Source organism: Streptomyces sp. NPDC098781 (genome assembly GCF_044759995.1).
Taxonomy (GTDB): Bacteria; Actinomycetota; Actinomycetes; order Streptomycetales; family Streptomycetaceae; genus Streptomyces.
On the sequence record NZ_JBIWAK010000002.1, the window covers coordinates 864,149 to 876,041 of the forward strand.

10 protein-coding genes are annotated in these 11,893 nt (G+C 73.4%); all 10 read left to right on the forward strand.

Translation table 11 applies throughout. The features are described 5' to 3' along the window. Positions 1 to 44 precede the first annotated feature (44 nt). A complete protein-coding gene (locus ACIQWG_RS09955) occupies positions 45 to 1,196 on the forward strand; it encodes a glycosyltransferase family 4 protein (protein ID WP_404092675.1) in 1,152 nt (383 codons plus the stop codon). Between the two features lie 145 nt (positions 1,197 to 1,341). Then, positions 1,342 to 2,019: a class I SAM-dependent methyltransferase gene (locus ACIQWG_RS09960; RefSeq protein ID WP_404092678.1), complete on the forward strand. Its 678-nt coding sequence runs from the start codon at positions 1,342 to 1,344 to the stop codon at positions 2,017 to 2,019. Continuing rightward, positions 2,016 to 6,461: an alpha-(1->3)-arabinofuranosyltransferase family protein gene (locus tag ACIQWG_RS09965; protein ID WP_404093539.1), complete on the forward strand. Its 4,446-nt coding sequence runs from the start codon at positions 2,016 to 2,018 to the stop codon at positions 6,459 to 6,461. Before ACIQWG_RS09960 ends, ACIQWG_RS09965 begins: the two co-directional genes overlap by 4 nt. Beyond that, complete coding sequence (locus tag ACIQWG_RS09970) at positions 6,458 to 7,861, forward strand: condensation protein (protein WP_404092681.1); 1,404 nt, start codon at positions 6,458 to 6,460, stop codon at positions 7,859 to 7,861. The genes ACIQWG_RS09965 and ACIQWG_RS09970 overlap by 4 nt, the downstream gene beginning before the upstream one ends. Then, positions 7,858 to 8,592, forward strand: a complete 735-nt coding sequence (locus ACIQWG_RS09975) for a methyltransferase domain-containing protein (protein ID WP_404092682.1) — start codon at positions 7,858 to 7,860, stop codon at positions 8,590 to 8,592. Before ACIQWG_RS09970 ends, ACIQWG_RS09975 begins: the two co-directional genes overlap by 4 nt. 25 nt (positions 8,593 to 8,617) lie before the next feature. Next, positions 8,618 to 9,541, forward strand: a complete 924-nt coding sequence (locus ACIQWG_RS09980; RefSeq protein ID WP_404093541.1) for a hypothetical protein — start codon at positions 8,618 to 8,620, stop codon at positions 9,539 to 9,541. Beyond that, positions 9,538 to 9,753, forward strand: coding sequence for a Trm112 family protein (locus tag ACIQWG_RS09985; protein WP_404092685.1), 216 nt, complete (start codon positions 9,538 to 9,540; stop codon positions 9,751 to 9,753). Before ACIQWG_RS09980 ends, ACIQWG_RS09985 begins: the two co-directional genes overlap by 4 nt. Continuing rightward, positions 9,750 to 10,553: an FkbM family methyltransferase gene (locus ACIQWG_RS09990; RefSeq protein WP_404092687.1), complete on the forward strand. Its 804-nt coding sequence runs from the start codon at positions 9,750 to 9,752 to the stop codon at positions 10,551 to 10,553. The genes ACIQWG_RS09985 and ACIQWG_RS09990 overlap by 4 nt, the downstream gene beginning before the upstream one ends. After that, the gene (locus tag ACIQWG_RS09995; RefSeq protein WP_404092690.1) at positions 10,519 to 11,136 is read left to right on the forward strand and encodes a hypothetical protein; all 618 of its coding nucleotides are present in this window, start codon (positions 10,519 to 10,521) and stop codon (positions 11,134 to 11,136) included. The genes ACIQWG_RS09990 and ACIQWG_RS09995 overlap by 35 nt, the downstream gene beginning before the upstream one ends. A gap of 248 nt (positions 11,137 to 11,384) precedes the next feature. After that, a complete protein-coding gene (locus tag ACIQWG_RS10000) occupies positions 11,385 to 11,888 on the forward strand; it encodes a MarR family winged helix-turn-helix transcriptional regulator (RefSeq protein WP_404093543.1) in 504 nt (167 codons plus the stop codon). Positions 11,889 to 11,893 lie beyond the last annotated feature (5 nt).

Sequence of the window (11,893 nt, forward strand, 5' to 3'; positions counted from 1 at the left end):
TCCCCCACGCTGAGTTCCGCACCCTGAGACGAGTTGGAGCACCCATGCCCCAGCACGTGCCTTCCCAGCTGCCCGCCACCCTCCCCTGGGCGGCGCAGCACCACCCTCCGGCGCTCCCCCCACATCCGCGCCGAATCGTTTTTCTCGCCCATCGTGACCTGGGCAACCGTGCCGCCGGCGGCTCCGAGCTGCTGGTCGACCGCCTCGCCGACGGCCTCACCCGGCTCGGCCACCAGGTCACCCTGCTCTGCGGTGGCCCGGCGGCCTACCGCGACTACCGGGTCGTCTCGGCGGGCGGCTCGTACGGCCACTACCTGCGCGCCCGGTCCGCCTTCGCCCGTCAGGTCGGTGACTGCGATCTGCTGGTCGAGGTCTGCAACGGGATGCCGTACTTCGCCCCCCTGTGGCATCGCGGACCCACGCTGTGCCTGGTCAACCATGTGCACACCGATCTGTGGAAGATGCGGTTCGGCGGGCCTCTGGCGCCGGCCGCGCGGATGGGACGAAGACTGGAGCACTGGGCGCTGACCGGTGCGCAGCGACGGAGTCTGATGGTCGCCGTCTCTCCGTCGACCGCGCACGCGCTGCGGGCGATCGGGGTCGAGCGGGACCGGATCCGGGTCGTGCACAACGGGGTCGAGGAACCCGGGCCCCTGGGCGACCGCTCGCCGGAGCCGCTGTTCGTGGCCGTCGGGCGGCTCGTCGAGTACAAGCGGATCGATCTGCTGCTGCGGCTCTGGGAGCGGGTGCGGCCGGTCACCGGCGGGCGGCTGATCATCGTAGGTGACGGGCCCGAACGCGGCCGGCTGGAGCAACTCGCCGGGCCCGGCGTCGAGTTCGTCGGCCATGTGCCGGAGGCGGAGAAGCACCGGCTGCTGTGTGCGGCGTGGCTGCTGCTGCATCCGTCCGCCGTGGAGGGGTGGGGGCTCGTCGTCACCGAGGCCGCGACGCGGGAGACGCCGACCATCGGCTTCGACGTGCCGGGACTGCGGGACTCCGTCGTGGACGGGGAGACGGGGGTGCTGGCGCAGGGCGAGTCCTCGTTCGCCGCCGCCTGGTGCACGCTCGCCTTGTCGGGACATCGCCGGGAGTTGATGGGCAAGGCGGCGCGGGATCGGGCGGCGCGGTATCGGTGGGACCGGACGGTTCGGCAGTTCCGGGCGGTTGCGGCGGAAGCGGTGCGTCGTGGCGCCTGAACGCCGGGTGAGTGAGGCCGTCTCGCGAGTGACGGTCGTTCCTGGCCTGTCGCGCAGTTCCCCGCGCCCCTACAGGCAGACCACAGAGCCCCGAGCCATCAAGGACCCCTCCTTTCGGCGCTCTCTGGCTCTCTTTCGTGCGTTCATGCGGGAACAGGACGACCCCGAAGCCTGCTACTCGCTTCTCGCCCGAGACGCCGTCGATCAGGTCGAGGCCTACGACGGATCCGTCGACGGGCGGGTCGTCGTCGATGTCGGCGGTGGCAGTGGGTACTTCACCGAGGAATTCCGGCAGCGCGGCGCCTACGCCTACCTGTTCGAACCGGATCTGCGGGAGCTCGGGCAGAAGCCGCCCGAAGCGGCCGTCGTCGCGGACGGGTATCTGCTGCCCTTGCGGGACGGCGTCGCCGACGTCACCTTCTCCTCCAACGTGCTGGAGCACGTGGCCGATCCGGGCACCTTCCTCAGCGAGCTGGCCCGGGTGACCCGGCCCGGCGGGCTGATCTATGTGTCGTTCACCAACTGGCTGTCCCCCTGGGGCGGCCACGAGTGGGCCCCCTGGCACTACTTCGGTGCCGAGCGGGCCCGCGCGCGCTACCGGCGCCGTACCGGACGGGCCGCGAAGCACACCCTCGGCGAGAACCTCTTCGCCGTGCACATCGGCGCCACCCTGCGGCAGGTCCGCGCCCGTGACGACGTGGAGGTCGTCTCGGCCCGTTCCCGCTACTGGCCGTTCCTCGCGGAGACCGTCGTCAAGGTCCCCGGCCTACGCGAGTTCGCCACCTGGAACCTCCTCCTCATCCTCCGGCGGTGTCCACCATGACGACCACGGTCCAGGCTCCTCCCCCGGCAGCCGTGCCCACCTCCGTGCCCGCCGCGGGCCCTCCGGAGGGCCCGCGGTCACGGCGCTGGCTGCTGGGGTTCTGGGCCGTGGTGTTCGTACTGCTGCTGGCGGTGCAGCCGGGGCGGCAGACGTTCGACACCAAGCTCGGTGTGACGGTCGATCCGGGGCAGTTCATAGCCGATCTCGGTCAGCTGTGGCACGACGAGGGCGGCTTCGGCGGCATCCAGGACCAGTACGCGGGCTATCTCTGGCCGATGCTGCCGTTCTACTGGCTGACCGATCTCGTACGGCTTCCGGTGTGGCTGGCGGAGCGGCTGTGGCTGTCGCTGATCGTGTCCGTCGCCTTCTGGGGCGCGCTGCGGCTGGCCGAGCGGCTGCGGGTGGGCAGTGGCGGGTCGCGGCTGGTCGCGGCGGTCGCCTATGCGCTGTGGCCCGTCTTCACGATCGTCGTCGGGTCCACCTCCGCTGCCGCGCTGCCGGGAGCGTTTCTGCCGTGGGTGCTGCTGCCGTTGACCGACGAGCGGTACACCGCGCGGGTCGCCGCGCTGCGGTCGGCGCTGGTCATCCCCTTCATGGGCGGGGTCAACGCCGCCTCGACCCTGGCCTCGCTGCTGCCCGTCGGGCTCTATCTGCTCTCCCGGCCGCCCGGGCCACGGCAGCGGAAGCTGATCGGGTGGTGGGTGCCGGGGGTGATCCTGGCGACCGCCTGGTGGGTGATCCCGCTGCTGCTGCTCGGCGCGTACGGGGAGAACTTCCTTCCCTATGTGGAGAGTTCGCAGACCACGACCGAGACCATGGCGGCCACCGAGGCGCTGCGCGGCGCCGGGAACTGGGTCGCCTATCTGCACTTCGGCGACGCCTGGCTGCCGGCCGGCTGGACCGTCGCCTCGTCCGCCGTCGTGATCGTCTGCTCGGCGCTCGCCGCCGGGCTGGGGCTCGCGGGGCTGGCCCGGCGGGACATGCCGGAGCGGCGCTGGCTGGTGCTGACCGTGGTGACGGTCGCGCTGATCCTGCTCGCCGGGTATGGCGGGGCCTTCGGGGCCCCCTTCCACGGGGTGGTGCAGGACTGGCTGGACGGCTGGCTGGTCCCCTTCCGCAACATCTACAAGTTCCAGACCGGGCTCGCCCTGGCGCTGGTGCTCGGCCTCGCCCATCTCGCGGGCGTGGCGGCCGAGGCGCGCGGGGCGCGGCCGGTGCGGGGGCGGCGGTTCGCGCCGCTGGTCGCGGCCGTGCTGGTGCTGCCGGGACTGATGTGGCCGTACCTCAACGGCTCGATCCTCAGCCCGGGTTCCTTCAAGGAGATCCCGAAGTACTGGCAGTCCACGGCCGACTGGATGGAGAAGTACTCCCCCGACGCCCGCGTCCTGGTCGTACCGGCCACCGCGCACGGCCTCTACACCTGGGGCTCGACCATCGACCAGCCTTTGGACGCCGTCGCCGACTCGCGCTGGGCGCAGCGGGACTACGTGCCCTTCGGCACCCCCGGCAACCGGCGCGCGATGGACGCCTTCGAGCAGGCGCTGACCAGCGGGGGTGAGGTGCCGGGGCTGGCCGACTACCTGAGCCGGGCCGGGGTGTACTACGTCGTCGTCCGCAACGACCTCGACCCCGACCAGATCGGCTCGGTGCCGACCACGACGGTGAAGCGGACCCTCGAACAGTCCGGGTACGAGCGGGTGACGGGACTCGGGCCGGTCATGACGGGCGGCACGATCGCGGACGGCACCCCGCTCCAGGTGGAGGGGCTGTATCCGCGGCAGCGGGCGGTGGAGATCTACCAGCCGGCCGGCGAGGGCGTGCCGCGCCCGCACCAGGCCGGACTCCAGCCGGTCGCCGACACAGCCGTGGTCTCCGGCGGTCCGGAGGCGCTGTTGCCCCTGGCCTCCGAACTGCGCGGCCGGGCGAGCGTGTTGACGGGTGACAACCATCCCGGGCTCGGCTCGCCGCAGGTCCAGGTGGTCGGCGACGGGCTGCGCCGGGCGGACACCCGGTTCGGCCTGGTCAACGCCAACACGTCGTACACGTACACCCGCGACGAGCGCAACGCGCCGGCCGCCGCCCAGGACGCCGGCGAGAACCCGCACCAGATCCTGCCCACCACCGGCCTCGGCCACCAGACGGTGGCCGAGCTGCGCGGTGCGCGCTCGGTGACGGCGTCCTCGTACGGCAGCTGGCTCTTCCATCTGCCGCAGTTCGACCCGGTGAACGCCTTCGACGGCAATCCGGACACGGCGTGGGCCGAGGGTTCGGAGGGGTCGCCGGACGGGGAGTGGCTGCGGATCGCCTTCGCGGGCGGGTCCTACGACATGCCGTCGACGTTCAAGGTCACACCGCTGCCGCAGGAGGGTGTGCGGGAGGCCGCGACGCGGGTGCGGGTGGAGACGGAGAAGGGGTCGGTGAGCAGTTCCCTCCGGCCGGACGGGATGACGCAGAGCGTCAAGGCGCCTGCGGGCGCCACGAGTTGGATGAAGCTGACGATCACCGACTCGGTGTCCCGGCGGCCCGGTCTGACCGGGGCGGGCTTCTCCGAGATCGGGCTGCCGGACGTCCAGGTGACCCGGCTGCTGCGGCTGCCCACCGACGCCGGGGACTCGACGGCCGGCTCCGAGATCGTCTCCCTGTCCCGGGCGGCCGACCCGACCGGACTGTCCCCGACGGGCACGGAGGCCGGGCTGCACCGCCGGTTCTCGACGTCCACCGCCGGGACGTACGAGGTGCGGGCGAGCGCGGTGCCGGTGGCCGGCGAGGCACTGGACGAGCTGCTGTACGAGGTGGCACCGGACCAGCGGGACCGGATCGTCGCGACCGCCGACTCCACGGCCCGGCTGGGGGCGGGGCTGTCGCCGCGCAACCTCACCGACGGCGACCTCACCACGGCGTGGATCGCCGGCGACCGGCCCACGATCCATCTGCGCTGGCCCGGCAAGCAGGCGGTCGGGGAGATCGTGCTGGCCCCGGCCGGCGGCCTGGCCACCCGTCCGACCGAGGTGCACATCAGCTCACCGGACGGCGCGGCGATCGCGGGCGTCGACGAGAACGGCAACGTCCGTTTCCCGCCGATCACCACCGACCGGCTGGACATCACCATCACCGGCACGGCACCGCTGACCCTCCACAACCCGATGGTGGACGAGGACCTGCAACTGCCGGTGGGCCTGACCGAGGCCTACGTCCCGGCCCTCGACCAGTACCGCACCCCCCAGCCGAAGGCCTCCCGGACGTTCTCGCTGCCGTGCGGGAAGGGGCCGGTGGTGTCGGTGGACGGTGAGCTGTACCAGACCGGTGTGCGCGGGACGGTACGGGACCTGGTGGAGCGCCGGCGGCTGGAGGTGACCCTGTGCCAACAGGGCCGTACGGACGCGGAGTTGCGCCTTTCCGCCGGTGACCACCGATTGGAGACCGGGGACGCCGGCCCCCTCACCCTCACCGATGTGACACTGACCCGCGGCACCGTCGCGGACCCGGCGGCCGCCGGGCGTGAGCTGGGCATACGGGACTGGCTCGGCGACCGGCGCGCGGTGACCGTGGGCACGGGCGCGGCGAGCTACCTCACCACGTACGAGAACTTCAACGACGGCTGGCACGCCACGCTCGACGGCAAGGAGCTGACGCCGGTCCGGCTGGACGGCTGGCAGCAGGGCTGGCGGATCCCGGCGGGCGCCGGCGGCACGGTCGAGCTGTCGTACGAACCGGCGGTGACCTATGAGGCCGGCCTGATCGGCAGCGCGGTCGCCGTCGCCCTGCTGGCCGGGCTGGCTCTGTGGCGCCGGCGGGCCCCGAACCCCGACGAGCCGCAGCAGGACCCGCCGCTGCCGGGGCTGTGGCTGGGCACGGTGGCCGTGACGGTGGTCGGCGTGTTCATCGCCGGCTGGTTCGCCCTGCTGGTGCCGGCGCTGGCCGTGGTGGCCTGGCGCAGGCACGCCCTGCTGGTGCCGATCGCGTTCACGGCACTCGCGGGCGCGGGGATCGCCGCGGCGATCGGCGCCGGGGAGCCGGTGGGGGCGGAAGCGGGCGCGTTCGGCCCGGCGGCTCAACTGCTGGCGTTGATCGGGCTGTTCGCCGGGGTGGTGGCGGTTCGGGAGTCCGCGGCGGTCGGCGGTGGCTCGGGCGGGCCCGGCTCCACGGCCGTCCTGCCCCCGGTCGCCGGAGGCGGTGTCCCGGGCGCCGGGACCGCCGCGCCGGGCGCGCCGACACGGCCCCTGCCGCATCGGGAACGCGGACGCAGTCCGCTGGGCACGGAACCCCGCGGGGCGGGCGACACCCGGCCCGCCTCCGGGCCGACCGTCTCCGCACGCGGCCCCGGCGGGCCCGATCCCGATCCGCCCACCGCGCGCATCGCGCCGCGCAGGCCGCGACTGCGGGCGACCGGCGCCGAGGACCGGCCGGCGCCCGAGGACAAGGGGAAGGGCGAGGTCACATGACCGCACTGCACCAGCCCGCGCGTGCCGGGGAGCCGCTTCGGCCGCCGGCGCGGATCCCCTTCCCCGTGGTGGACGAGGTCGCCCGGCACTGCCTCCAGGACGAGGAGCCGGAGACGGTTCATGTCGAGGTGCATCTTCCCGGGCGGCTGGAGCAGGGGCGTCTGCGGGCCGCCTTCGCGGAGGCGTTGCGCCGGCACCCCCGGATTCTGGTGCGGGAGGCGCCGGGGCGTTGGTACCGGCGCCGGTACGAGTGGGAGCTGACGGCCGGGCCGGACGTGGAGGTGGTGAGCTTCCCGGTGCCGGGGCGGGACGCGTTACGGGACGCGCGGACGCGGGCGCTGACCCAGGCGCCGCCGTTGTCGTTGTCGCCGCCGATCAGGGTGGAGGTGGTGCAGGGCGCGGGGCCGGTCGAGGGCAGCGAGGCCACGGACGCCGTCGGGGACACGGGGGCGGGGCGCGGCAGCGGGGCGGCCGCCCACCGGCCGGGCGGGGCACAGGGGACCGTTCTCTTCCTCACCATCAACCACACCGCCCTCGACGGCCCCGCCTGTCTGCGTGTCCTCGCCACCGCCGCACAGATCTACGGCGGCACGGACAACTCCCCCGCCGCACCGCCCGTACGCACCACCCCCGAGGCACCCCCGCCCTATGAGGACACGCCCTCCAACTGGTCCCGCCCCGCCCGGGTGGCACCCGGCACTCCCGAACCGTCCCCCGGCAACGGCCTGCTCGTCACGGACCTCCGTCTCCCCCACCGGCCCAAGGGCTCGCCCTACACGGTCAACGACCAGCTCATGGTCAGCACGGCCCTGACCCTCGCCCACTGGAACCGGGAACACGGCGCCGAGCCCCGCCCCCTGCGTATCACCATGCCCGTGGACGACCGCCCCCGGGACGCCAGCATGCCCATCGGCAACGGCACCCGGCTGGTGGAAGTCCCCTTCTCGCCGGAGGAGTTGGCCGCGCACACCCCCGCCGACATGCCGGCCCTGCTGCACCGCACGGCCACCCGGACCCGCGCCCTGAAGTCCCTCCCGCGTCCCCAACTCGGCCACGGAGCCGCCCTGCTCACCGCCCCGGTCGCCCCGGTCGCCTGGCGCGCCGCCCTCACCCGGGGGCTGCGCAGAGCCGCCGCGCCCTGGACGTCCACGACCCTCCTCAGCAACATCGGGCGTATCCCGTACGCCCTGGACTTCGGCGCGGAGGCCGGTCGCGCGCACGCCGTGTGGTTCTCGGCGCCCGCCCGGATGCCGCGCGGCCTGACCGTCACCACCGCCTCCACCGCGGGCCGGCTGCACCTCGCCCTGCGCTGGTCGCGGTCCCTGCTCGGCCACGGCGACGGCGCCCACCTCAGGGACCTCTTCGAGCACTATCTGCACACCACCGAGGTGACCCCGTGACGACGACCGCCCCACCCCCCAAGGACCTCCGCGACTTCTACGAGAACCCCGCCGTCCCCGTCGCCTCCGGTACCCCCCGCAGCCGGCGCCAGGCCCGCATGCTCGCCGAAGCCCTGGGGCCGGCGGCCGGCGAACCCCGCACGATCCTCGACATCGGCTGCGGCGACGGCACCGCCGCCGCGACCGCCGCGCCCTACCTCACCGGCCATCGCGTCGTCGGCCTCGACTGGTCCCAGGACGCGCTGCGCCGGGCCCGGACCCGGATCCCGTACGCCGTGCGCGGTGAACTCACCGGCGGCGGGCTGCCGTTGCGGGCCGGGTCCGCCGACGCCGTGCTGTTCAGCGAGGTCATCGAGCATCTCGTCGACCCGGACGCCGCCCTCGACGAGATCCGCCGGGTGCTGCGCCCCGGCGGCCATCTGATGCTCTCCACCCCGAACCTGGCCGCCTGGTACAACCGCGCCCTGCTGCTGGCCGGGGTGCAGCCGGTGTTCTCGGAGGTCAGCCTGCGGGCGATCCACGGGCGGCCGGGGCGGGAGGTCGTGGGGCATCTGCGGCTCTACACCGCGCGTGCGCTGCGGGAGTTCGTCGCCGCGTCCGGCTTCGAGGTGGTACGGCTCGCAGGGGCGCCCTTCCACGGAGTACCGGGCCCCCTGCGTCCGCTGGACCGGCTGGCCTGCGCCCGGCCGTCGCTCGCGTCGATCGTGCTGCTGCACGCCCGACGGACGTAGGGAAGGCGGGACCATGTGGTGGGGAGTGGCCGCGGCCCTGCTGGCGAACACCCTGTACAGCCTCGGTTTCGTCCTGGAGAAACGGGCGCTCACCGCCCTCCCGGAGGTGACGGTCCGCAAACCCCTGCGGCTGCTGCGGCTGGTGCTCGGCAGTCCGCTGTGGATCGGCGGCTCGCTCGCCCTCGCGGCCGGTTTCGCGGCGCAGCTCGTCGTCTACCGCACGCTGCCGATCGCCGCGGCGCAAGGCATCTTCGTCTCCGGGCTGGTCCTGCTCGTGCTGCTGTCCGCGCGGCTGCTGGGCGAGGAGACCAGCGGGCGGGAGCGGTACGCGCTCGGCGCCATCCTCGCCGCCCTGCTGATGGTGGTGCTCTCGCTGCGGGAGGGCCCGGGGGGCGGGGAGACGGTGAGCCGGCACGCCCCGTATCCGCTGATCCTGCTGGTGTGCGTGCCGTCGCTGGCGGCGGGCGTGTGGCTGTACAACTCCGCCGAGCGCAGGACCCGGCACCGGCACCGGCTGCCGACGACCGGGGTCGAGTACGGCGTGGCGGTGGGGCTGCTGTACGGGGTCAGCTCGCTGGCCATCAAGGGGGTGTCGAGCTATCTGACGACGAGTGGGCCGCTCGGCGCGCTGCTGGACCTGCTGCGCTCCCCGTACCCGTATCTGCTGCTGTTCACCGGCGCGTTCGGGCTGGTCATGTCGCAGGCGGCGCTGCAACGCTGCCGGGCCTCGCTGATCGTGCCGGTGTGCACGACGGTGACCTGTCTGTACACGGCGGTGCTCGGCACGCTGTCGTTCGGCGAGTCGCTGCCCGAGGACCCGCTGCGGCTGGCGCTGCGGATCGCGGGTACGGCGCTCGCGCTCGTCGTACTGCTGTCGATGCCCCGGCACGACCGTCCCGTACCCGCTCCGCAACCCCCCATCGGTGCCAAGGAGTTGACCCCACCATGAAACCCGACGACCCGCTGCTGCGGATCCTGGCCTGTCCGCTCGACAAGGGGCCGCTGCATCTCGTCCCCGAGGACGCGGCCGAGGCGCTGTACAACCCGCGGCTGCGCCGCCGGTACCCGATCGTCGACGGCATCCCGCAGTTGCTGCCGGCCTCCGGGGAGCAGGTCTCCGACGACGAGCACGAGGAACTCCTCAAGCGGATGGCGCCATGACCCTGGCCGCGCGCATCGCCCCGCTGTTGCCCACCCGTCTGGTGGCCGCGGTCGCCCGGGCCGTGTACCCGCGTTTCGAGCCGGAGCTGGCCCGGCTGGCGGAGCTGTGTCCGGCCGGGTGCGGCACGGCCGTGGACGTCGGCGGCTGGTACGGCCCGTGGACCCGGCGGCTGTCGCGGCGGGCACGCCGGGTGGTGACCGTGGAACCGGTCCCGCATCTGGCGCGGCTGCTGGCGGCGACGGCCCCGCCCAACGTCCGGGTGGTGCAGGCCGCCGCGGCCGAGCGCCCCGGCACCTCCCGGCTCTGGCTGCCGCCGCGCGACGCGGGCGACCGGGGTGTGTCCTCCCTGGTCCGCCGGGACATCCACGCCACGGCACTGCCGGTCAGCTGTGTCACCCTCGACGAACTCGGCCTGCGGGATGTCGGGTTCGTCAAGGTCGACGTGGACGGCAGCGAGCTCGCGGTGCTGCGCGGCGCGACCGGCATCCTGGCGCGCGACCGGCCGGCCCTGTTCATCGAGCTGGAGTCCCGTATCCAGCCGATCGGGCCGGTGGTGACGTATCTGTCGATGCTCGGCTACGACGGCTGGGTGCTGCCGGGCCGCGAGTGGATCCCGCTGTCCCGTTTCCCGCTGGCGGCCCACCAGGCCGAGGCCTGCCATGTCGTCACCCGGGGTCTGCTGCGGCGGGTGCTGCCGTTCCGCGGCCCCCGGTACGTCAATTCGGTCCTCTTCCTGCCCGACGGACGCCGCCCGATCGGCGACGATGGAGCGCATGCCCTCCGCGAAGCGCCCCGCTAGCCCCTTCACGCCGCTCGACTTCCAGCTGGTGCTGCTGCGCCGTATGGCCGACCACAACCCGGACCTGGTGGACAACGCCCGTCGTGAACTGGGCGTCTCGCTCGCCGAGATGCGCGAGGCGAACAAGCGGTGGCAGGCGATGGTGCGCTCCCCTAGGGCGCGCGCGGCCGCCTCCCGGTACCGATCGGTGCTGGGCGCGCCCGAGTCGGTCGTCACCCGCAAGGTCGGCGACCTGGAGTGCGAGGCCTGGCTGTGGCCCGTACCGCTCTGGCCCGACCTGCGCTTCGAGGCGCTGCTCGCCCCGAACGGCACGGTGTGGAACGAGTGGCTGGTGCGCGCCCCGGGTGTCCCGGGCCCGGCCCTGCGCACCCTCGCCGACCTCACCCCCTGGTCCTGCGCGGTCGACGAGGCGGCCCGCGCCTTCGCCCCCGTCCGGCCGCTGGAGGGCACGGCGCCGACGCGGTGGGGCCTGGCGTTCACGGCACCCGACGAGGAGGGGGTGCGGTGGGAGGTGGCCGCCGAGTTCACCTGGGGGCTGTTGCAGCGGGTGGCGGTCGTCGGCGAGGCGGCGTCTGACGTCTAGACATATGCACCTGAAGAGTCGTTTTCCATATCAAAACCTCCTCGCGAGACAGGTCCCCGCACGCCACCTCCTCGCCTTCCGTGCCGGTCCGATCACAAGGAGGTGGAATACACCCTGGCCACCCGCAACAGCGACGCCCTGGTCCGCACCGTAAAGAGGCCCCGGCGCTCCGCCCCACGCGGCCGGACGCCGGCACCTGAGGCACTGCCTGGCGTTCACCGGGCAGAAGCACACACCGACGGGCCATGATGACCGCACCAGACGCCGCACTCAGCGGGACAGTTCACGAGGCGACCCAGTCAGCCGGCTCCCTCACCGAGCTCCTGGACGTGATGTGGGAGCACGCCAGAAACTCCACCGTCGATGCCACCGCGCCGACGTCCGCGTCCCAACTGCGCCTGATGTACGTCGTCGACCGGCAGGACGGCATCCGCATGCGGACGGTGTGCCACCAGCTCTCCTCCGCACCGCCGACCGTCACCCGCATGTGCGACCGCCTGCAAGCCATCGGCTTCCTCGAACGCATGCCGTCCCCCGACAGCGGTCGCGAGATCGCCCTGCGGTTGACCACGGCGGGGAAGCGGCATCTGCAACGCATCCGAGAACGGCGCGACAGCATGCTGCACCAGGCCATCAGCGCCATGCCCTCCGCCGAGCGCCGCGCCTTGGCCAAGGGACTCGCAACGCTTGCCGCCCAGCTCAACGCCACCGACGAGGAAGACAGCAGACCCGGGGCCCACTCGGTGGCCTGAACCGC

Bases quoted from the DNA above. Each gene is read 5' to 3' on its own strand.
- ACIQWG_RS09955 (WP_404092675.1), top strand. From the start codon at position 45: ATGCCCCAGCACGTGCCTTCCCAGCTGCCCGCCACCCTCCCCTGGGCG.
- ACIQWG_RS09960 (WP_404092678.1), top strand. From the start codon at position 1,342: ATGCGGGAACAGGACGACCCCGAAGCCTGCTACTCGCTTCTCGCCCGA.
- ACIQWG_RS09965 (WP_404093539.1), top strand. From the start codon at position 2,016: ATGACGACCACGGTCCAGGCTCCTCCCCCGGCAGCCGTGCCCACCTCC.
- ACIQWG_RS09970 (WP_404092681.1), top strand. From the start codon at position 6,458: ATGACCGCACTGCACCAGCCCGCGCGTGCCGGGGAGCCGCTTCGGCCG.
- ACIQWG_RS09985 (WP_404092685.1), top strand. From the start codon at position 9,538: ATGAAACCCGACGACCCGCTGCTGCGGATCCTGGCCTGTCCGCTCGAC.
- ACIQWG_RS09990 (WP_404092687.1), top strand. From the start codon at position 9,750: ATGACCCTGGCCGCGCGCATCGCCCCGCTGTTGCCCACCCGTCTGGTG.
- ACIQWG_RS09995 (WP_404092690.1), top strand. From the start codon at position 10,519: ATGGAGCGCATGCCCTCCGCGAAGCGCCCCGCTAGCCCCTTCACGCCG.
- ACIQWG_RS10000 (WP_404093543.1), top strand. From the start codon at position 11,385: ATGACCGCACCAGACGCCGCACTCAGCGGGACAGTTCACGAGGCGACC.